Origin of the sequence: Haloarcula sebkhae, assembly GCF_014647415.1 — an archaeon.
GTDB classification, from domain to species: domain Archaea; phylum Halobacteriota; class Halobacteria; order Halobacteriales; family Haloarculaceae; genus Haloarcula; species Haloarcula sebkhae.
In genome coordinates this window covers 93,935-114,985 of the sequence record NZ_BMPD01000007.1, presented here as the reverse complement: position 1 = coordinate 114,985, position 21,051 = coordinate 93,935, and the positions used below count along the sequence as shown (strand labels likewise).

At 55.2% G+C, this 21,051-nt stretch carries 15 protein-coding genes and 2 pseudogenes; 15 read left to right on the top strand and 2 right to left on the bottom strand.

What is annotated here, in order from left to right:
• Nucleotides 1-214 precede the first annotated feature (214 nt).
• The 10 genes from IEY38_RS17685 to IEY38_RS17640 all read left to right on the top strand — a co-directional run bounded on the left by IEY38_RS17685 (nucleotide 215) and on the right by IEY38_RS17640 (nucleotide 13,714).
• The gene (locus tag IEY38_RS17685) at nucleotides 215-1,075 is read left to right on the top strand and encodes a DNA-binding protein (RefSeq protein WP_188979892.1); all 861 of its coding nucleotides are present in this window, start codon (nucleotides 215-217) and stop codon (nucleotides 1,073-1,075) included.
• 184 nt (nucleotides 1,076-1,259) lie between these two features.
• A complete protein-coding gene (locus IEY38_RS17680; protein ID WP_326838526.1) occupies nucleotides 1,260-2,225 on the top strand; it encodes a homing endonuclease associated repeat-containing protein in 966 nt (321 codons plus the stop codon).
• Between the two features lie 110 nt (nucleotides 2,226-2,335).
• Nucleotides 2,336-5,503 (top strand): hypothetical protein, encoded by a 3,168-nt coding sequence (locus IEY38_RS17675; RefSeq protein WP_188979887.1) that lies wholly within the window; start codon nucleotides 2,336-2,338, stop codon nucleotides 5,501-5,503.
• Between the two features lie 65 nt (nucleotides 5,504-5,568).
• Nucleotides 5,569-6,690 carry a hypothetical protein gene (locus IEY38_RS17670; RefSeq protein ID WP_229775375.1) on the top strand — a complete coding sequence of 374 codons (1,122 nt, stop codon included), beginning with the start codon at nucleotides 5,569-5,571 and terminating at the stop codon, nucleotides 6,688-6,690.
• 8 nt (nucleotides 6,691-6,698) lie between these two features.
• Nucleotides 6,699-7,913: a hypothetical protein gene (locus tag IEY38_RS17665; protein ID WP_188979884.1), complete on the top strand. Its 1,215-nt coding sequence runs from the start codon at nucleotides 6,699-6,701 to the stop codon at nucleotides 7,911-7,913.
• Nucleotides 7,906-9,840 (top strand): hypothetical protein, encoded by a 1,935-nt coding sequence (locus IEY38_RS17660; RefSeq protein ID WP_188979882.1) that lies wholly within the window; start codon nucleotides 7,906-7,908, stop codon nucleotides 9,838-9,840. Before IEY38_RS17665 ends, IEY38_RS17660 begins: the two co-directional genes overlap by 8 nt.
• Before the next feature lie 196 nt (nucleotides 9,841-10,036).
• Nucleotides 10,037-10,957 carry a transcription initiation factor IIB gene (locus IEY38_RS17655; RefSeq protein WP_188979880.1) on the top strand — a complete coding sequence of 307 codons (921 nt, stop codon included), beginning with the start codon at nucleotides 10,037-10,039 and terminating at the stop codon, nucleotides 10,955-10,957.
• A gap of 262 nt (nucleotides 10,958-11,219) precedes the next feature.
• Nucleotides 11,220-12,116, top strand: coding sequence for a biosurfactant protein 1 (locus tag IEY38_RS17650; protein WP_188979878.1), 897 nt, complete (start codon nucleotides 11,220-11,222; stop codon nucleotides 12,114-12,116).
• A 112-nt stretch (nucleotides 12,117-12,228) separates the two neighbouring features.
• Nucleotides 12,229-12,417 (top strand): hypothetical protein, encoded by a 189-nt coding sequence (locus IEY38_RS17645; protein WP_188979877.1) that lies wholly within the window; start codon nucleotides 12,229-12,231, stop codon nucleotides 12,415-12,417.
• A gap of 19 nt (nucleotides 12,418-12,436) precedes the next feature.
• Entirely contained in the window at nucleotides 12,437-13,714 is a 1,278-nt protein-coding gene (locus IEY38_RS17640; RefSeq protein ID WP_188979875.1) for an RNA-guided endonuclease InsQ/TnpB family protein, read from the top strand.
• Between the two features lie 333 nt (nucleotides 13,715-14,047).
• On the opposite strand, the gene IEY38_RS17635 is transcribed toward IEY38_RS17640, so the two are convergent.
• On the bottom strand, nucleotides 14,048-15,982 hold the full coding sequence (locus IEY38_RS17635) for a class I SAM-dependent DNA methyltransferase (RefSeq protein ID WP_188979873.1): 1,935 nt from the start codon (nucleotides 15,980-15,982) through the stop codon (nucleotides 14,048-14,050).
• A 147-nt stretch (nucleotides 15,983-16,129) separates the two neighbouring features.
• Between IEY38_RS17635 and IEY38_RS21385 the strand changes: the two are divergent.
• From IEY38_RS21385 to IEY38_RS17615, 5 genes and pseudogenes are all read left to right on the top strand, one after another.
• A pseudogene (locus tag IEY38_RS21385) lies at nucleotides 16,130-16,333 on the top strand (hypothetical protein); the annotation flags it as partial.
• A gap of 106 nt (nucleotides 16,334-16,439) precedes the next feature.
• Nucleotides 16,440-16,938, top strand: a pseudogene (locus IEY38_RS17630) (hypothetical protein).
• Nucleotides 16,939-17,180: 242 nt separating this feature from the next.
• On the top strand, nucleotides 17,181-17,657 hold the full coding sequence (locus IEY38_RS21870) for a GNAT family N-acetyltransferase (RefSeq protein ID WP_188979871.1): 477 nt from the start codon (nucleotides 17,181-17,183) through the stop codon (nucleotides 17,655-17,657).
• A 25-nt stretch (nucleotides 17,658-17,682) separates the two neighbouring features.
• Entirely contained in the window at nucleotides 17,683-18,882 is a 1,200-nt protein-coding gene (locus IEY38_RS17620; RefSeq protein WP_229775374.1) for an MFS transporter, read from the top strand.
• Between the two features lie 18 nt (nucleotides 18,883-18,900).
• Complete coding sequence (locus tag IEY38_RS17615) at nucleotides 18,901-20,127, top strand: HAD-IIA family hydrolase (RefSeq protein ID WP_188979869.1); 1,227 nt, start codon at nucleotides 18,901-18,903, stop codon at nucleotides 20,125-20,127.
• 710 nt (nucleotides 20,128-20,837) lie between these two features.
• Here IEY38_RS17615 and IEY38_RS17610 read toward each other — a convergent pair.
• The gene (locus tag IEY38_RS17610; protein ID WP_188979862.1) at nucleotides 20,838-21,029 is read right to left on the bottom strand and encodes a hypothetical protein; all 192 of its coding nucleotides are present in this window, start codon (nucleotides 21,027-21,029) and stop codon (nucleotides 20,838-20,840) included.
• Between the last annotated feature and the right edge of the window lie 22 nt (nucleotides 21,030-21,051).

Sequence of the window (21,051 nt, the reverse complement as noted above, 5' to 3'; positions counted from 1 at the left end):
CCCGCTGGCCGCTCGCTCCGGGCGGGTCGGCGCGCGGTGCTGGTTGGGGTCGCCGCACTCGGGCGCGCTCTCGCTCGCGCCCGGTAGGGCGCTCGCGAAGGCGCGAGCGAGAGCGCGCAGTCGGTGCTATCGGACGTCGACATCGTCGAAAAACCGCGATGCTTGGGACATCGCGGTGGCGGCGCGCGAGCGCCTTCGGAGCACTGAGACTCCAATGTCTAGTAACAACTCGAGTCGCAAGGTCGTTACGGTGGATGAACAGGCATTCGAACGAACCGAAGACGCCGGCGTCGACGAGGAGGGCTTCGAGGTGGCCGACGACACCCCGGAGTTCCGGGCGACGGTCCAGCAGGAAAAGCAGGCGAAGGTGGATTCCAACCACCCAGACGGCATCGTCCAGGACTTCTCGCACCTGCCCCTCGCGCAGGAAGAGAAGATTCGCGCCCGGGAGGCCGAACTGGAGCACATCAGCGCCCAGGCGGAACTCGGCACCCAGGAGGGCCGGGCGAAGCGAACTCGCGAGGTCGTCACCGAACGGCGGCAGCGCAAGCGGGAGGAGCGCACTCCGGAGCGGACGGATCCGCGGGAGCGCCTCTCCCGGATGGAGCTGGCGAAGGTGAACCAAGAAGCAGACCGGATGGCACAGCGGCTTCGCACCGGTCACAGTCGGGCGGCCGTCTCGCGGGCGCTCGCAAAGCGGGTTGCCAGGGGGCAGGACATCACCGAAGCAGTGTTCGACGCGATGGACGCGCTCAAGGCGGCCCCCGGCGCGATCTGCCCGATCGAGGACGTCCCAGACGTGCAGACGGATGAGGTGAGCATTGAGGGAACCGTGATCGAGCTGTGGGCTCCCTCGGATCCAAGCATAGCTCAGGTCGGCTTGATAGCCGATGACACCGGGAAAATCAAGTGGACATCTTGGAAGGCCAGCGAGCCCGCCTTCGTCCAAGAAGGAGAACGGGTGCGGATGCGGCATCTCAAAAAGAACTGGTACCAGGGCCGGTGCTCCCTCGCAGTCACCTACGACAGTATGATCGTCTTCCCAGAGCGCGACCGCCGCTGGTGGGAAGAGTAGGGGCGATGCCCCTTCTTTTTCTGGTGAGTGCCGGACCGACCCAGGCCCCACCGCCCCACCCACCGCTCCGTGCTCGCTCCCTGCGGTCGCTGCGCGCGCAGCCACGACCGTGGGTACGGGTCCAACATTTATCAGTGAATTCGGGGGAATTGGTGCGCGAATTAGCGTGTCGTTTCGCGCCAAGATGGGTGCAGGCGCGTTCCCGACACCACCCTCAGCTATGCCCGGTGATGATACCTCCTCGTTCCCTGCTGATGGGTATCGAGACGGCTATACAGAACGGCTCCCAGACGAATCACTCTTACAGGAGATCACTCGACTCGCCGAAAAATTTGACCGAACACCGTCAGCAGCGGAAATGAGAACACAAGGAGAGTACTCGCCTGGGACGTACCAGAATCATTTCGGATCGTGGACTGCGGCCCTCCGTGAAGCCGGGTTTGAACCAGTACAGGAATATCGCGTTCCGCCAGACCAGATCCTCGATGAGATTACTCGACTAGCGACTGAGTTAGGCAAGCCACCGACCGCGGCCCAGATGCAGGAACGGGGCGAGTATTCGGTAACACTCGCACAGAACCGATTCGGGAGCTGGAACGATGCTCTGAGAGCGGCAGGGTATGACCCACATCAACGAATCGAGATCCCCAACAGCGAGCTCCTCGAGGAGCTTCGCCGACTCACGGAGGAACTTGGCAAAGTCCCAACCGCGAAGGAAATGCGTGCCCGCGGCGAGTTCTCGCACAAACCCTACATCAGACGGTGGAATGGCTGGCAGGCAGCTGTACGCGCCGCCGGCTACGAACCAGTCGGCCGACCTGTAGGACCGGACCATCACAACTGGAAGGAGCAACCAGGCCACGAGTGGCGCGAGTACGGGGACAACTGGGACGAGCAGCGACAGAAAGCACTGGAACGCGACGATTACACCTGTCAAACACCAGGCTGTGAGTGGACCCAGGAAGATCACCGGGAGGCGTTCAAGAGAGGACTTCATGTACATCACATCCGCCCGCTGAGCGCCTTCGGGGTGGATGAAAACGAGGTCGATTTTGAACGGGCAAATCGGTTGGAGAACCTCGTGACAGTCTGTGCCGAACACCACCACCTTTGGGAACGAGCGTCCCCGCTCCGACTCGATACGCGGTGAACTGTCGTCCATCCTCTCTAAGCGAGGTAATCATAGCACCTTTCTATTGAATCTAATAAAAAGTGAGTATCCCACCCGCGCCTGATAATTTATGTACCTCGCATAAGCAGATGGTAGTTGAACTCTTGATGTTTGATCTGTCATTTCCACCTCTTTCCGATGTCGGTGCTGTTGTAGTTCTGCTGGCTGCAGCCGGACTTCTTGTCTATTTTGTAATTTGGCCACTGTTGCGAGCAGTAATTGACCGTGCTCCCTGGCTGCGTTTTCCGTGGAATTCGCTTCGTATGAAGACGCTCTCCCGACGTCAACAACAGAAAGGGTGGCGGTGGTTACTCAAGGAGCTTCTTCCGGAACGAAAATCTTGGCTCACTCACTGGAGCTTCCTCTGGGTCATCCCCGCCGGACTCCTTATCGCAGCCTCTCTTGCACACATCCTCGCGCCCTTGACCGCTGGCAGCTTCAACAAGCTGCAGACCACATGGCAAGCCCAACTCACGATCACCAGCCTCAGCTTCATCGTCCTCATCTTCCTTCTGGACCAGATCTACCGAAGCCAGTACCAAGAAGGCGTTATGCAGGACTTCTTAGCAGCTGCACGCGCTATGCCAGTCATCTACTTCTCCCTGTTCACCGGCGGTATCATGGCATATGCCTACTTTCAGCTCTCCCAGGAGACGACCACTGCCTTTGCGACTGACGTGATCTTCCTCCTCTTCGTCGGAACCATCACCAGCATCGGCTATGTCTACTACCGGGTTGCACGGCTCATCTTCCACGACCCAAAAGATGAGTTCATGCAACAGGAAATTGAGCGAGGTATCGATCGAAAAGTGGATACAGATACCCATCAACGCATTGCAAACAATATTCTCAGAGAAACACTTCCCGACTATGCCAGGTTACAGAGCGACTCCCATTCGGTAAGCCAGCGAACTGATCTCTACACCGCTGATGAGATCGACACCGTCGGTCACATCGCAGATGTGGACCTATCGACGCTGGCACAGACGTTCAACGAGATAGAAGCCTCACTTGACGAAGGTACTGACCCCGAAGATATCCAGCTCTTGCTCAACGTAGAACTGGGACAGAAGTTAGTCGCTGGGGCACCGGTGCTATCGGCCAACACCCGTAACGGCGCAACTATCGATGTTCCTCGCCGCGTTGGTGAGATGCTTGGACAGGCCATAACCTGCAGTGACTCACATCCCTTCGATACAGGTGTGGACCAGATCGACCGTAATCTGGATTACATCAATGATTCCTGCAAGCAAGCGATAGACAACCTGAATTCCTCGGGGTTACGCCGCCACATGGAGTTCTACACCGACATTCTGCAGTACGTCACGCGTTCCCCGATCGCTTCCTCAAGCACCTCAACCGATCTCATCGACCGCATCCATCGAGAATTCTATCACATCTTCGATGCAGCAGCCGATACAGGAAATGCAGAACTGATTAACACAATACGAGCACAGACGTTCCATATCTGTCTGCGGTACCATATCCAGGGAGACAAAGCCCTGTTCGACAAATTCCTCGGACTCTACACGAACTACTACAAGATCTTGGCGTCGCAGACGAGGAGCAATACAGATGACCTCGTACACGGATTCCTCGTCTCGATCGAAAACCTTCAGACCCGGTTGACAGCTGAACTTGGCAGAGCTGAGACGGAAGATGAAGTCAACGAAGTTGCCGCGAACATCCAAAGCTGGTACCAAGTGCTAGAAGACGTGTTCCGTCATTCCATCGACCTTGGTGATGCGAAGAGCTTCAATAATGTCTGGTCGCTGGGCGAGGACGAGTTTATCTTAGCGGATCCAAGGCGGAACTCACCTACGACCTACGAACTCCAATACCAAATTGAAAACACGGAAGATGACGAGGAACGCGATCGGCTGCAAACCCGGTTAGATGGTGCTAAGGAGAAGGAACAGGTCATCGACCTTTTCCAAGAAGAATTTGAACATATGCAGTTCATCGCGGCTGCACGTGCCTTCCTCGCATTCAAACAGGGTGAGTTACCCGAGGAAGCCTTCGCCGATATGTTCGAAGAATCGATCAGTGATGGTCTGACCTCGATCACCAAGCTCTCTGAAATCTACTTCCGACTCCGTCAAAATCCCCAGATCGTGAGCTTGCTCAAATGGGAATCCGAGGATTCGGATGTCTTTGAAGGCGTCCAGACGAGTCTTCCAGCCACCCATACATGGCTCAAAGAGTTCTACTGTGTGCTCTGTCTCCTACTCTTGGATCCCGACGACTACCCTGACGATGACATCGATCCCGATGACAACCCCTTGACCGAAATCGATGTAACCAAGCAGGCCTACCCCGGATTCCAGGAAACGTTAGACGAACTTGACGAAGACGTGTTCAAGCGGCTCCCGGTCGCAGACGAGCAACTTGACCAGTTTAAGGAGCGCAAAGAATTGCTTCGCAGCTTGGATACACAGATACAAGAGGTCTTAGAACGACGCGAGGAAGACCGGATCATCGAAGCAGACCTTGATCCGGAAAAGGTCGAAAACTACAAAGACAGCTACGTCTCTCAGTTTGTCGAGAGCTTCACCCTTCGCCAAGCGTTGATCGATCTCGACTGGTGGACCCAAGACGAACTCGATGATCCTGATGCGATTCCGCCATCGGGCTACCGACGATGGTATCCGAAGCACCCCTTCATTGAAGACCAGCGCGAAGACTACGTGCAGCATCTTGATGCCGATATCGCCTCCCACGTTACCGCGATCATCGATCGCATTCTGGACGAGTGCGATTCGTATCTTGCAGCAGAGACTGTGTCGTCACATGATGCAGTACCGGATCGGGTCGCCAAACTCTGTCCCGCAAAAAATCCGGTTGCACTAATTGTTGGACAATATCGGCCACGGCGTGCCATCCATAATAGCAACGCGTTCGATCCGGACTATGCTGAATTCGACCACTGTATCGGCGGATTCCAGTACGCAGACGATCAACCCACGGTTCCTGTTTACAGCGAACCGGAGATGGAACCCGACATGCTTCTCTTGACGGAACCAACGACCCAACCCGAATTCACTGAACGAAGTGAATCGGACGCTCCCGTTGATATCGAGATTACTGCTGCCGATCGTGACCTCATCCGTGAGGTTACGGGAGACAAGAAGTATGAGAAGTTATCTGACGACGAAATACGTGACCTTCTCCAATGCGTCCGGATGCAGATCGAACACCGGCTCACCGTCAATGTCGCAGACGACATCGGAGTCAGCATCACGGTTGAGGAATCCTGATGTTATCGGATTAGGAGGGGAGATTGGCTTTTTATGAGAACACGATATACATTTTTAATCAGCTAATGAGTGGGACTCGGTCCTATGCTCAGGTCGATGATTTTGTCGACTACACGGAGCAGGAGGTTTGGGAGGAGTACATCCGGGAGATGGTTGTCCCGTTGTGGGAGGCAGCGTGGCAGCTGAAGGAGTATCACAGGCAGTTGCAACACGAGTTCAACGGCCGTCGGTTGGAGACGCTATCTGAAGGTGAACAGCAGGTGTTTCTCGGTGGTATCGATCCGAGAGGGGATGAAGTCTATCGGCGGAACAGTGTCGCGAAGTTCTACAAAGCGTTCTTCAGTGCTCAGGTAAGTGATCTGCAGTCGTGGCTATTGTCGGAAGGCGTTGAGGTGCAGACAGAGGTCACGGTCGAAGTGGAGGACTCTCAGTTCATTGAGTTCGCCGATGAGGTCCACGATCAGTTGACGCGGGCCCTGTCGTCACAGACCTTGTATCAGGGTTGGCAGGAACCAGAGGTTGACTTCGACGCTCTGCTTACATCGCCTGACGAGGTTCGCAACATCGTTGAACGCCTGTATCAAGGTGTACTGGAGTTCGTGGTGAATCATTCGTATCCGACGTTCTATCTGTGGTCATTGAATCAGACGCCGCGTCGGTTCCTTCAAGAAGCATATCCGGAGTTCGACGATACGCAGCCGTTGGTACGAGACCAGTTCGGCTTGACAGCGTTGGATTGGCCGAACCCGATCAAGCCAGACACCGAGATCTACGACAGCTACGAAATCCTGTGCTTCCCCGAATACAATCCGAACAACCAAGGACGGTCGTTTGGCGGATCGATCGCCAAGACCAACGAACTCATCTGGAGTTATTTCAGCGACTACTCAACCCAGACGTTCCGCGACGCCCTCTCAACCTATTTCAACAATGTCTCTAATCTCAAGGAGGACTACGAGGACCGCGTGGCTAACAGGATCGCGAACGTCCCGAAACAGTGGATTGGACGTCAATTCAGTATTTACTTCGACGGGCTCTCAGCTGCAACCGACCGGTCTGACGTGGAAGACAGCCAAGACAGCATCATGGACCTGCTTGACCAGGTCGCCCCGCTTCTCTTCTTGGGATTGAACAAGATCACGTACGTGTCTAATGACTATCTGAAAATCAAATCAATCGGAGATTGATTCCAGCTATGAGCTACGAAGCCATTGGTCAACAGGTCGCCGACCAAGCGAACTGGACAGCATTCGCCAATGAAGAAGTCCGGCCTGTCGCAGAACCTGCCCGAACCCTGATCCAGCTACGTAATCGGTTAACACCGCCTGAACCGGCCGAGACAACCTTAAGCGATGCCGTCGACGAGGAACCGCGGATCCGGCCGTTCTTCCTCGGCGGACTAACCAAAGAGGGGGACATCCCAGACGGGAGCCTGGCGGAGCTCACCAAACGGTACCTCGGTGTCGTACTGAACGATCCAAATCGGTGGGTGAACGCCGAACGGGAAGGACTCACCGGCGACGACTACGTTGCCGTCACAACGACGGAAACAGAACTCAGTTCCTTCGTTCAGACTGTGGACGAGCAACTGACCGCCATACTGCAGCAACTCGACGAAGCACCGCCAGTCGTAGACAACCGTGTCGAAACCGTACTTGACGAACCGGAATCAGTGGCTGACGTTATCCAGCGATTGTTGAGCGGAGTGCTGCAGTTGACCGCGAATACCTGTCCGTTCACGTTTTTTGCGCACACGACACAGGCCGTCACAGCACGCTATCTTACCAAAGCATACCCGCCGCTCCAAGGGGAGATACACGACGTGGCCGGCTCACTCGGGCTTCAGAAGCGGTTCGTCCCGAAGCTCGCGGACGATGAACAGGACGCCGCCTACACGATCTGGGGACGCACAGAGGACGATGTCCTTGACCGGTTATCCCGCCTCAATCAGGCAGTCTGGACCACATTTAGTGATGAAACAACCCGCTCAACACTCTCACCGTTCTTCGCAAAGGTCCCCAATCCACAGGAGGATTTCACTCGACAGGTGGAAGCAGAGCTCACGGCCGAAAACTGGACTTATCCCGACTACCTCCCGGAGTGCGCACATCCAGATCGGGTTCCGACACGCTCGGCCAGCAGCACGAATGATTCCCGCTATCGGCAGGACATAGACTTGACAAAAGCGTTCATTGTAGAGGATGGAACCATAACAGCGCAGGAAGTGATCACAGCAGTCAACACGAGTTCCGTGGTGCATCGACGGCAGGAGTTCGACGAGCCCGTGTCGCTCCTACGATACCTGGACGAGGTGATGCCAGGAGTCTTCTTGGGCGCATACACCTTTGAAACGGTGGGGCACCAAGCCAGGAATACGCCGACAACCGGGGTGCGCGTCTACCATGCCTGAGGACCACGAACAAGCCGACTCCCAACACCACGACACGGAGGAAGAGCGACGCCGACGCCGGGATGACCAACAAGACGAAGAGCAGAAAACACAGCCACGGTCACCGGACCAGAGCGGTGACAAATCTGCCGGTGAAGACTCGGTAAGCGGCATAGGTGAACCCGTAGACTACACCCCGGGAGATCTCACCGTGCCCGACGTTCCACTAGAAGATATGACTGGGGCGGAATCGGTCAATCCTGTCACTACGATCTCAAATATTGAAGAAACAAGCCGTGATGGCACCGTACCGGAACTACCGCTCCGCGACATTAGCATTGAGACGACATCGGTTGATATAGTGACCAGAGTTCCTGATATCGCAGCAGCGGGCAAGGAGTGGCAGATTCCCTTGGTGCAGCTAGGATCCGCGTCGACAGTCCAGTTCCAACCGTCGTCGTTTGATACAGAGATCCGGAAACCGCCGAAACGACGGCAGCAAACCCTCTCTGTGCCACTGTATCGTCGAGTGTCTACTCCACGGGTGCGTTTTGTGCCCGTTCTTGACGAAACGTTAGACGAGATGATTCGTCGCCGGCTCGAACGACTCATATCGGGAGAATCTGACGGGACCGATATTGGAGAAATCAAGGAGCAGGACGACGAGACGGAGGAAAGTACTGCCAGTGAAGCAGAGACATCCACGGCAGGGAGTACAGCTGCTTCAGGACATGGCAGTCACACTAGTGGTGCAGGGGAGGAAGTTCCAACCTTCCAGGACATCATCTACGGGGGTGACGGTGCGGCGACCACCGCGGATGGAACAACGATTGTGCTCTTCAACGAAGCAGTAGATAACAGCTATGTCGGAAGTTATCTCACACTGTGCCGCCGTATCCACCGCGAAGCCAACGGTGGGCATCCAGAGTTCCAACCGATCAATGAGCTTGACGAGATCAATAAACGTGAGATCGAGAAATGGCTTGACGCCGAAAAGAAAGTCATTTTCATCGACCTTGATGACCGCGAGCGGCGAATCGATGAGGCGAAGCTGCGCGAAAAGCTGGAAGCAACGCTCGGCAAGTTCGGCTTCATTGTTTTCAAAGCCACCGACCCCGACGTCGTCGACGAGTACCGCGACACTTTAGACGGAATCAAACTTGAGAGTCCGCATCCGCCGTTGAACGTGGTAGAGGTCTCCCCACGCCAACCAGGCTTCGAAGTTGAGCAACAGATGGCTGAACTGTGTTGGGGCAACCTCGATCTCGTATCGGGAGATATCAAAATTGACGAGCCAGCTATCGAGCGGCCGACCGGGCCGGGCGTTTTTGACGACCTCTTCAACCGCTACGCCCCGACAGAGTTCGAGGACTATCTGGACGACATCAAAACAGAAGAACGTGGGTTGTTCAAGCGATTCACGACGGAGAACCGGGGCCATATCCAAGGCAAGGAACAGGATGATGCAGACAGCGGAGAATCTCCCCTCCATTACAACATCAAGGTCTACATCGTCCGGTATCTCGTCCAGCAACTCCGCGAAAGCGGAGAGGACATCGACGAGTTACAAGACCTCGAACGATGGATCGAGACGGAAACCGAACGTGAGGGTGTAATCCCTGACGTGTTCTTTTCTGGGCAACAGCAGGAAGCGTACGAGATTGAGACCCTGTTCAGCGGTGGCCAGAATCCCACCAACAAAATAGACCGCACCATAAACAAATACGACAAGAATGGCGTAGATGTCGATAAAATCCATATCGTCTTAGAGAACTTCACCTTTCTCCGGCACTTGGACGAACTCAGCAACATACAGCACCACTACGCCCACCGCACAAACGAAGAAGGCGAACTACTGATTCAATTCGAAACCCTTGATTTCCAGAATGGCGGACTGCTCCCTCTCAAGGCCCTCATTGACAAGGTAACCGATTTAAATGATAAATGATATATCTGATTGCTCTAGTTGTGAAATACATCGATTCGGGGTGTTTTCATCTCTTTCCGGCGGATTATTTTTCAGTATAAATCAACGAGGTGTGGACACTCTTCGGTTAGTTCCGCGTACAAGCTAGGCTGTGTTTTTTGACCCATAGATGGGTGAGGGGTCGCCGTAGTGGCGCCTCCTCGGACCGGTGAGAAGGATGGCAACCAGAGACATCTACGAAACTGGCTTTGACGAAGACGTCCAAACGGACTCGAGCGCGAACCAGTGTCCCGAGTGTGACGGACACGTCACTACGAACGTCAAGGAAACGGTCTGCGAGGACTGTGGACTCGTGATCGATGAACAACGTGTCGATCACGGGCCCGAGTGGCGAGCATACGATGAGGAGGAGCGCGAGCGAACAGGCGCACCGCTAACTGCGGCCCGGCACGATCGAGGCCTCTCAACGGAGATCGGCCACGGAACCGATGCACACGGGAACGAGCTCTCAGGGCAGAAGCGCCGGCGGCTCGCCCGGATGCGACGTGAGCAGACTCGTGGTCGCTGGCGATCCAAAGCGGAACGGAATCTCGCACACGGATTGGGCGAGGTCCGTCGGCTGGCGAGTGCGCTCGAGCTCTCCAAGTCGATTCGTGACCAAGGCTGCCAGCTCTTTCGGAGCGCTCAGGATGAGGATCTGCTTCGTGGCAGATCCATCGAAGCAATCGGCGCAGCGAGCATCTACGGTGCCTGTCGATGTAACCAACACCCGCTCCTCCTCGAGGATGTCGTCGACGCCGCCCGAGTCGAGTCCACGCGTGTCACCAACGCCTACCGAACACTGAATCGCGAGTTGGAGCTGCCGACACCACCAATGCGCCCGACGTCGTTCATTCCGCGACTGATCTCGGAGCTGGGGTTAGACCACGACATTCGCCGACGCGCGAACGAACTCGCAGAACGCGCCGAGGGGGCAACCCTCACGAACGGCTGTCAGCCATCGGGCGTCGCGGCCGCTTGCGTCTATCTGGCCGCTCAGGAGCAGGGTGCGTTGATCACCCAATCCACCGTTGCTTCGACAGCGGAGGTGTCAGTCGTGACGCTCCGAAGCCGGCGGGACGAACTCCAAGCGATCTGAGACATCTCCGGTAGAGGAGTACCCGCATACAGACGAAGAGTTTCTCAAGCGGTATGGACCTCGAAGAGACTGCGATCCTCTATCTGCAGAGCTCGATATCGAGCGTAGCGAGCACGTTCGCGAGGTCGGTTGAGCGGTTGCTGAGGTCAGAGACTGACTCCGTCTCAGGCTAGCAGAGTTATCCCGTCGTCGCCGAATCCGTCCCCGCGTTTGCTAATCCTTGAGTTTAAATACCAAACCGGGGGAAACGCGGAGCGAATCGATGTCTAACCGCAACTCAGACCGAGACGCCTTCCAACCAGTCGGAGAAGGTGCTCTCGTGCCGGATCCGGAGCTGGATCAGCCAGCAGACGGCCAGCCAACCCGTCAGCGCGAAGCCTCGCATTCGGGTGGGTATCCGGACGGACCAATCGACACAGACCAGACCTGTGTCTCCTGTGGCGCATCAATCCCGGCTTCACAGCGAAAATGCCGATTCTGTCACGAACACGGACTCGACGCCACGACAGAATCGGGGGCTGCGCGTTCCGAGCAGACGCTCCGTGGCGTGGTCCATTTCCTGGTCGAGTCTGGGACGTTCTACGGAGCCGTGGCGATGGGCGGCGCCGCAGCGAGCCTCCTCTCTGCCAACGACGCGGAGCCGGCCGTCGACGCCTCCACGCTCATCTACGACCTCGACGAGGCGCCGGCGCGCCAGCTGGCCGAGCAATGGCCCTCACTCCCCGAGGCGGTACAGGTGTCGTCAGAGGAGGGAGGGCGGATTCTCAGAGCCGCCCGTGACCGGACTGGGTGGCACGGGCAGGGAGCCACGGCACACCAGCAGCAGCCGTCGACGCGCCTCTACGACCAGCGGGGGAAGGGCATCCGCGACGCGTCGCGGCTCACTGAGTTCCTCGACGACGCTGACGACGCGGTGTGGCTGGTTCCAGCGATGGCGCTGACCGAATCCACTGGCGAGGCTGCGGCTGATCGCCAAGTGTCGTCGGTACCGACGACGCAGGAACTCGACTGTCAAACCTGTGGACGGGCGACCGACCATCGGTTCAAGACCAACGAGTCGGTCCCGGATGAGACGTGGAAGGGCCAACCGATCTGGGAGTGTCAGGTGTGTGGCGCGGCTCGCTACGGGCCCAGCAGATCGGGACAGTTCCCACCTTAACCAACACAGCGGTACGAAAATACACTAATGTTGGTTAACACTCAGTTGCAGTGCCGCAGTGCTCTACGAGGAGAGAGGTTTTTCTGCGCCGTGAATCGGCGAGGCGCTTCGAATGGATCCACGCAATACACCAGGATACCGGATGCATCGCGCGCTCACCAAGCTCGATCGCCTCGAGGCGGCCGGACTCGACGAGGCAGATCGAGAGCGAATCGAGACAGCAAGGACGCACCTCCAGAACGTGAGTCTGCTCAGTCATCCGGAACGCCAAGAGGAGGCAGCTGTCCACGCCGAGTCCTGAGCGACGTTACAAACGACGAATGACCAACACACAGTCTCTTGTCAAGACACTGGATTTCCAGCTGAACATCCAAAGTGACAACGAGGGGCTGCTGTACGGCGCCTGTCTTGAAGCACGGTCAGTGTACAACGAAGCCATCCGGCTCGCGAAACAAGACGTGGACTGGGACGACATTACCAGCCGCGTTGCTGACGACGCCGACCTCGTCAAGAACACGACTCAGTGTATTGTTGCCAAGGCGCTCAACGCGATGGAGAGCTACTACGAGTATGATGACGTCGGTCAGCCGAGCCACACGAAAGACGGCGCCTTCCCCCTCCGGGCGAACTACGAGGAAGGGTACAATCTGTCGCTCACCGGCGGCGGCACTGTCGCGTTCAGGGTCAGCGCGAAGCCGTACAAACACGTCAAAGGCATCCTCAAAGGGGCTGACGCCCACCTCGATATTCTCAAAACAGCACTCACAAGTCACGAATGGAAGATTGGAACGGCGGAAGCCCTATTCCGAAACGGCAACGCCGAGCTGCACGTCAACGTTACCAACACCGAGGGAACCGTTCGAGACAAGGAAGATTCACAGACTGTCGTTGGCGTGGATGTCAACGAGGACAATGTGGCGCTGACCGCACTCTCGGAGGGCGGTGTCGAGGATACAGTCGTTCTCGAATTTCCAGACATCAAGTTCGAGCGCCACCGGTACTTCACGATCCGAAAGCGCGTCCGAGACGCCGGAAAGTTGAGCGTACACGACACGCTCGAAGGTCGTGAAGAGCGGTTCGTTCGGGATAGACTCCACAAGGTGTCTCGGCACATCGTCGAGTGGTGCCAGCAGTTCGAGAGACCGTGCATCGTCTTTGAAGACCTCAAAGAGATGCGCGACGGTCTCGACTACGGTACCCAGATGAATCGACGCTTGCACCAGCTCCCATTTCGCGCACTCCAGTTCTATACGTCGTACAAGGCAGCATTCGCAGGGATTCCGACGGCTTGGATCAATCCCGAATACACGAGTCAATGCTGTCCGATGTGTGGCCATACGGAACGAGCGAACCGTCACAAGAAGCGGTTCAAGTGCCAGGCATGTTCGCATCAAGACCACGCCGATCGGAGTGCAAGCGTGAATATCGCCGTGAAAGGCATCAAAAAGCATCAGGAGTGGACTGTGCCTGCTCTCAACAGCCTTCCCACTGTGCGGACGGTGCGACGGCAGGCATCGGGGGCCGTGGACGCCCCGGCCGTGACCCACGACACCGCTCGAGGATATCAGACCGATGGTGTCGCGGGAGTATCTGACTAATCCACGGGAAGACTCGAGGCTCGGTCTCGAGACAGTTCACGGGGCTGTTGCGAAAGGCGCGGCAGCACGACCCTTCGCACACCGAAAATGGTGAGCGAGTGTACGGTATGAGAGTAGTCCGTCGTCAACGACCGACAGAGATGCAACAGTCGGTTGACGAGGACGAACAGCCATCCTTTTTCATCTATACTGAGCTGACCTACAACGTTGACCGGCGAAAGTGCCGCGATGCACTGTCTTATTGAGCTTACTCTGTGAGAAAATAACTGTTTCCGTTGAGTTCGGGTCCCCCGTCCGGGATATGAGAAATGTATTAATCCTATATTGTAATGGTCAACGCTCTCGCCAATCGTACATCTCAGTATATTTTTGTCGTCGCTTGGAGACCATCTCCTCCGCCCAGTCGACTGCCTCGGAAAGCCGCTCCTGTGGTCGGACTTCGAATTCGAACTCCTCGATATAATTGACGTCTATCATCTCCGCGGTACCAATCATCCGACTGGATCCACCGTCTTCGGGGGTGAGTCGGGCGAGAACAGTCCGATTCAACTGAGCTAACTGGTACTCGTTCAGATGTCCGGATGCCTCTCGATCTACCATTACGCAGAACTTCGCCAACCGCATAGTTGTTGTTACACTCCCAGAGAGGTCTTGAGTAGGGAAGTCTTCCAAATCTCGGTCGATGTACGCCTCGTATCCTTTGTCCCTGAGTTCGTTACGTACATCAAGAAGTTCAGCTTCGGTAGCCCCGCCGTATTTTCCTAATACGTACACCGCATTATCGCTCGCGGTGATCAAGTCTGAAAGACGCTGAGCGAACGAGGGGTCTTCGGATTCGATATTCTCGCTTTTTCCTTCTCCCTTTGATTGGCTTCTAGCCCGCTGTATGAAGCGGTACCTTGCCGGATCATCGGACGCTGGCAGGTACTCTGCAAGATTCAGTGAGAAGTCCGTAGCCCTGATTCGATCGCGGGGGACAGTACGTGCGATTTCGCTGTTGTTGTCCCAATCGTTCGCAGCTGCGATTGCCTCGTTAACTCCGCGTAGAGTGAGTCTCGTTGTGTCGTTCTTGTTCTCGTAGAAATCCTCTCCCCGTGCGTCCACGAAACGTATCTCTCCTTCGCGTTCGGCAGGCTTGTCCGTGTTTAGCTTGAGGATAGCCGTCTCGAGAGAATGATGCTGCTGTAGATCTTCAGGAAGGTGGACTATCTGTTCGATATAATCGTTCTCGACGAGGTGTTTTCGGTATCTCTTCTCGGATTGTCTGAAGAATATCCCTTCCGGGACAATCAGCGCTGCCTCCCCTCCCCTCTCGTCCTGTTGAATGTTCTTCAGACACGCAAGGGCGTGGAGGATAAACGCATAGTCTGCCCGGTCCCCCCGTGGCAATTTCATTTCCGGGAACCGACCGTACGGGTTATCCTCCAGTTCCGACTTCTTCCAATCGGAAGATATGGGAAAGTCAGATAGGACCACATCAAACCGCTCAAGTTCACTATCGGTGGTGAATTGAGGGGCAGATAGAGAATCTCCAACGGCGATATCGCCATCTACGCCGTGCATTTCCAAGTTAATACGAGCGATTCCAGCAACAACCGGATTGATGTCCTGACCAGTGACTTGTTTCTCAAGGTGGTGCAGTCCCGTATCATCCCCAAGTTGTTCTGCTGCTTGAACAAGAAATCCACCAGATCCAACTGTTGGATCGTGTACGGAGGTACCTTCAGCTAATTTATCGGTTAACTGAACTGCCAACTGAACGATCCTTCGTGGAGTAATGAAACCACCCCCACCCCTCCCTTCTATTTGGTACATACGAGTCAGAAGATTATCGAATATCGGGCCGAACTCTTCTGGCGGTGCAGACCCAAAGTCGAGCTGAATCTTATCAAGGCGCTCGACCAACTTCTGCAGAACATCGTCCTCTTGTAAAATCTCGAAATCTGTGTTAGCAGTTACCGGCTTTACCGCATCATGCACTGGAATCTCGGCGAGAGCTTCACTCAGGCGCTGACTTAGGTCGTCAGATGGCTCACAAATCACCCTCCAACGGTATCGCTGTTCGACATACGGAACCAGTTTTGAAGCCTTCGTTTCCGATTCACCTTCGTTTGGGTTGGCGTCTATTCGTGCTGATTCATCAGAAACTCGTTTGTAATATATGAGCGGAATGAGATATTCCTTATACTTCACCGGTGAGACTGTCCCCCGGATGATTTCTATGGAGGAAAAGAGTTTCTCGCCCAACTGACGGCTGTCCTCGCTCATCGGTTTTGACTATTCACTTGACAACAATATAGTTGAGGATTATTATATTCCACCCGGTAGTTCGATTTCGCTGATTTACTAGCTCTACGGCGGACGAAGAGCACCTTCGGATATATCTCTTGATGCACTAAGGAAGTATAAACCTCCCCCGCATCCGTCGGGTCGAAGATCGAAACCCAGAGCAAATCCTACACCTCAGCTGCGTTCTTCCACTTCAAGGCGACCGGATCGCTCGAACTACACCGTGCCTACCACGCCGCATACGACTCGGACGCATACACCGTCGACTTCGAGGCCGACTACGAGTCGGGGAGTCTGACGATCACCGTCGAGCGGACAGCCGATCCCTGAACGTGATCTCACGAAGCTGGTTTTTGAGCGCCGGCGATGGGTGCCGGCGCACCGAGCAGACAGCGCCAAGCCGTGCCCGGTGAGTCGGCGATCCGAGGTGAAACAGATGCATATGGTCATCTACGCACTGGTTGAAGCACCGACACAGCACGACGCCCTAGTCGAGGGGAAAGCAGTCTTCGACCGGCTCGTCGGAGCAAACCCCACGGCTGCGCCGTGTTTGACTACTATGTCACGTTCGACGAAGACGAGACGATGGTGGCCGGGAAGGCCCGCTGGGGAGATCTGCCGACGGCGGCGGATATTAACTCAGAGAAGGGTGGTGAACTCCTCGACCGGGCCTGGAGCGCCACGAAAGAGGAGTTCCAGCGGAACCTCAACCGGGTAAAGAGGCGCTCGACGAGCTCAGTGACGAGGCGATTATGCGCGACGAAGACCTCGCCCGGCACGCCTTCCACCAGGTTGGCGCCTACGAGGGGCCGTCCGTCTCGATGTACGACCAGCACGCACAGGGAATTCGACATCGTGGCCAGCTCGATCGAATCCTTGAGGAGAACCAAGATAGTCAGGCACTCTGGATCGTCCCCGCAGACGTTCACTTCTGACTAAATAAGTCCCGACAATGGCAGGCTCTACATTAATCGAATACTGTTTACACTCAAACTGTGGATTTTGGACACACTCTGCCTGTCCACGTAGGTAGGCAGCCGTATTACTCAATATCGAAACGGTCGGAAACTCTCAACGAACCGTTTTCTGTGGCTACAGCTCATCTGGCCTGTTTTAGTGGTTCAACTCCCTGCTGGAGCAGGGGGTCGATATTTATACAGTTCAGCTGTATCTGTGAGTGGATGTCAGGATTGGATATTCAGGAGGGTTACTTACCGGGTGTCATTCCCCGCTGACTGAGCTACATACGACGTACTACAGGGAGCTCTGGGAACTTGGTCCGCAATTTGAGGTCGAAACAGCAGAGGGTATCGCTGAATTTGTTGGTCGATACGACCCAGACGATGATGGACTCTGGACCGTCGTTGATGAGAACCAGACCGTAAGAGGTGGCATCATTATCGACAGTCGTAACGCTGGCGAGGAGGGGTTACAGCTCCGGTATTTCATTCTTGACCCGGCACTCCACGGTAATGGACTCGGCCGGAGACTACTAGAACGGGCAATGGAATTTTGCCATGAGAGTGGGCATGAACGTGTCTTTCTTTGGACAGTCGTTTCAACGAGTCCCTCAATAACTGGTTCCGAAGTATCGATTCAAATCTGTACTGTTCAGTCAGACCGACAATTTATATCTGAATCTCGACGCCAATAACTGCCCAAGTGTAAACGCACAAATCATGGTAGGCAAGCTCAGGCGGCGCTATTATCTGTACTCCCTCACCGGAACTCAGGGACTCATCGCTCCAGTCTGGGTTCTATTGCTCCAAGCCCGGGGTCTTTCATACACCGACATAGGATTTCTTGGAGCCTTATATTGGGCAGCTCTCGTTCTCGCTGAGATTCCAACCGGATATATCGGCGACCGCTTGGGTCGGCGACAAAGTCTACTTTTGGCCGCGGTTGTGACGGCAGTGGGTATCGGCGGACTTGCTTTTGCTCAGACGCTGGTGCCACTCGCGTTCGCGCTTGCGACCTGGGCAGTTGGAACCACGTTTCGGTCCGGGACAGCCGATGCGTGGCTCTATGATGCACTCACGCAGTTCGGTGCGTCGGACACCTACACCCACGTCCGCGGTCGAGGCCAAGCACTCAAATTAGCTGCCACTGCGGTAACGGCCGTCATCGGTGGCGTCCTCTACAGTAGACTAATTATTGCTCCATTCATACTCACTGCAGGGTTGTTAGCAGTTAATGCGGTCATCGTCTTTTCATTTCCGGCGGTCTCAGACGAGTCAAGCCGGTCACAGTCGGAGTCGTGGCACCTGTTGACAACACGGAGAGATTTGAAGCACCTATTTGATCAGCCGGGGGTGCGAAGTTTCGTTGGATACACGATTCTGCTCTTTGGTCTCGTTGAGGTCGCGAAGACGTTCATCCAGCCGATCGTTGCTGGTAGTCAGGTTGGGCTTCCCGTTGCCGCGGTCGGAGGACTGTATGCGAGTTTCAATATTGTCGCTGCCGGGGCAAGCGCTACTACCGGCAGGATTGAGCGCACTATTGGACGCCGTGGGTGGTTTCTCGTGGCCCCATTTTTGCTGGCTGGGAGCTTCATACTGCTACCGGTGGTGCCAGCTCTCGCTGTCCCGTCCTTCATTGGAATGGAGGCAATCTGGAAGGTCAGCCAAACTTTTCAGTACAGTGTTGTCAATGAACGAACGCCTGACCGCCGACGAGCGACGATTCTGAGTGCTGTCTCACTGGGAGGCGGGGTATCTGCAATCACCTTCCGAGCCATCGGTGGCGTGGTGGCGGACATGAGTGGCCCACTCCTGATGCTTGCCGTGCTCGCGCTCGTTTTTATGTTAGGTGCTGGAGCGTTACTGGCAGCCACCCCAAACGTCGTATTTAGAACCGCAGAGTCAAATATAAATAAGTGATACCACTACGTGGTTGTTATGATCGCTGACCGGTTCGAAACGTTTCTATTCGACCTCGATGGCGTAATCTATCTTGGGGATGAAGCGCTCCCGCATGCTGTTGACGGTGTAAATCGGCTCTACGAACAGAAAAAGCAAATCCGGTTTCTCACGAACGATCCACGACCGACGCGGGAAGCAGTCGCATCACGTCTTCGTGAACTCGGAATTAGGGCAGATGAAGAAGAGATAGTAACAGCAGCTTGGGCGGCTTCAGCTCACCTTCGTCGTGAAGGGGTCGCCACGGCAGCGGCGGTAGGAAGTGAAGGGCTACGGACAGAGCTCCGTCAGCAGGGAATCACCGTCACAAATGAATCTCCGAATGCAGTCGTTGTTGGGGCTGATGAACAGACAACGTATGCAGACATCAGACGGGCAACGAGACACATCGATCAAGGGGCACAATTCATCGGGACGAATCCGGACGGTTCATTTCCGACCCCTGACGGTCCCGCGCCTGGTGCGGGAGCCATCGTTCGCGCGGTCGAAACAGCGACAGGAACCTCGCCTACTGTCGTCGGCAAACCAGAGCCCCTGATGTTTGAGGTAGCTCTCGAAGGAATCTCCCTCGATCAGGATGCGGTCGTCATCGGTGATAATCCAGCAACGGATATCCTCGGCGCACACCGTGCGGGTCTCACTGGAATTCTGGTCGCAAATGAAGCACCTGTCGCAGCCTCGGCCCGAGATTTCACTCATCCCGATGCCGTGATTCGATCACTTGCGGAGTTGTTCTCACAGACAGTGACTCCCTGGGATAATCCCCAGTACTCGTGGCCAGAGGATATCCGACCTGGGGTAGGTGCGGTCGTCTTGAACGAGTCAGGAGAGGTATTACTGGTGAAGCGGGCCGACAGAGAACAATGGGCACTCCCGACGGGGACAGTTGAACGAGGCGAACCGGTTGAGGAGGCAATTTCGCGAGAGGTACAGGAAGAGACAGGTCTTCAAATTACAGCAGACCGACTAACGGGGGTGTACTCCCACCCGCACCAGCAGGTATTCTCGTATCCGTCTGGGGAGACGGTCCATTTCGTGACGAACTGTTTTTCATGTAGCATCGACGGCGGCACGCTTGAAGCAGATCACGATGAGGCACTTGAGGTCGGATTCTTCGACACAGACCGACTCCCGAGTCAAATATTACCAATGCACCCACAGTGGATCGCTGATGCAGTTGAGGGAAGTACCGTTATGATTGCATAAGTATACTACATCAATCAGGTAGTCATTTTCTATGCTGATATCTAGTTCCTAATGGCGATGGAATGATCATTTATCAGTAGTTGCCAATACGGTTTTCTTTATTCAGTGGTAACGCCTCTTCAGTACAGATGCGTATTGTTCATTTTTGCGCCCTGCGTTGACGCCGAAGCCGTAATGCTGACATGGTAGTACCAAGAGCAACCGCAATCGCGGCAATGACTTGGAAAAGTAAGTCGGTGTCTGCGGCCAGCGCATATAGAACTCCGAGTAGAAGGACTAACCATAGAATTGCCAGTACCCATTGGGTAGTTGATTGTTCCATAATCACAGGAATGTATCGTGCTCCTATTTATTCTACCCGAGTTATGTAATTCGTATTCTATTTTACGTAACGAGGAGCCGAGCAAATCTATCATCGATACGCGCTAACTACCACGACCGCGAGGTAGTCGGTGGGGCGGTCTACTGGTCGGGACGGCTCGTCGGTGTGATGACCGTAGACCGGAGCAGACCGTAAGCCACTGCGGAGGGTGACGACTTAACCCATTTGACAATTCACTGTATCGTCAGTTTCACGTACAACCGCGACAAGACACTCTGAGTGTTAGATATAACAGCAGAGTGGTATATTTCTACAGCGAATCTACTGTGTGATTACTACGTGCTCGTTTGATTTCTTGGAGCGATGCGGAATACAGAGCGTGAGTCTGTCACTCCATCCGTGAGTGCCGACGTCGTTCGTTTAGCAACGTTGGAAGCACAATACCAATTCCGAATAACGCCGCAAGCTCTAACACATCGCTATTAGCGTACTCTGTTGCCAAGTACCACGCTGTGAGGCCAAAAAACATGAATACCAGCGTTATCTTTGTCTCAGTACTGAGGAGAGGGTCGGAGGCCATATTCATAAATTTCTCCTGAATT

What these genes read in the sequence shown, in the direction of transcription:
- IEY38_RS17675 (WP_188979887.1), top strand. Translation starts at nt 2,336, where the DNA reads ATGGTAGTTGAACTCTTGATGTTTGATCTGTCATTTCCACCTCTTTCC.
- IEY38_RS17655 (WP_188979880.1), top strand. Translation starts at nt 10,037, where the DNA reads ATGGCAACCAGAGACATCTACGAAACTGGCTTTGACGAAGACGTCCAA.
- IEY38_RS17640 (WP_188979875.1), top strand. Translation starts at nt 12,437, where the DNA reads ATGACCAACACACAGTCTCTTGTCAAGACACTGGATTTCCAGCTGAAC.
- IEY38_RS17645 (WP_188979877.1), top strand. Translation starts at nt 12,229, where the DNA reads ATGGATCCACGCAATACACCAGGATACCGGATGCATCGCGCGCTCACC.
- IEY38_RS17670 (WP_229775375.1), top strand. Translation starts at nt 5,569, where the DNA reads ATGAGTGGGACTCGGTCCTATGCTCAGGTCGATGATTTTGTCGACTAC.
- IEY38_RS17620 (WP_229775374.1), top strand. Translation starts at nt 17,683, where the DNA reads ATGGTAGGCAAGCTCAGGCGGCGCTATTATCTGTACTCCCTCACCGGA.
- IEY38_RS17665 (WP_188979884.1), top strand. Translation starts at nt 6,699, where the DNA reads ATGAGCTACGAAGCCATTGGTCAACAGGTCGCCGACCAAGCGAACTGG.
- IEY38_RS17635 (WP_188979873.1), bottom strand. Translation starts at nt 15,982, where the DNA reads ATGAGCGAGGACAGCCGTCAGTTGGGCGAGAAACTCTTTTCCTCCATA.
- IEY38_RS17650 (WP_188979878.1), top strand. Translation starts at nt 11,220, where the DNA reads ATGTCTAACCGCAACTCAGACCGAGACGCCTTCCAACCAGTCGGAGAA.
- IEY38_RS17610 (WP_188979862.1), bottom strand. Translation starts at nt 21,029, where the DNA reads ATGGCCTCCGACCCTCTCCTCAGTACTGAGACAAAGATAACGCTGGTA.
- IEY38_RS17615 (WP_188979869.1), top strand. Translation starts at nt 18,901, where the DNA reads ATGATCGCTGACCGGTTCGAAACGTTTCTATTCGACCTCGATGGCGTA.
- IEY38_RS17680 (WP_326838526.1), top strand. Translation starts at nt 1,260, where the DNA reads ATGGGTGCAGGCGCGTTCCCGACACCACCCTCAGCTATGCCCGGTGAT.
- IEY38_RS17660 (WP_188979882.1), top strand. Translation starts at nt 7,906, where the DNA reads ATGCCTGAGGACCACGAACAAGCCGACTCCCAACACCACGACACGGAG.
- IEY38_RS17685 (WP_188979892.1), top strand. Translation starts at nt 215, where the DNA reads ATGTCTAGTAACAACTCGAGTCGCAAGGTCGTTACGGTGGATGAACAG.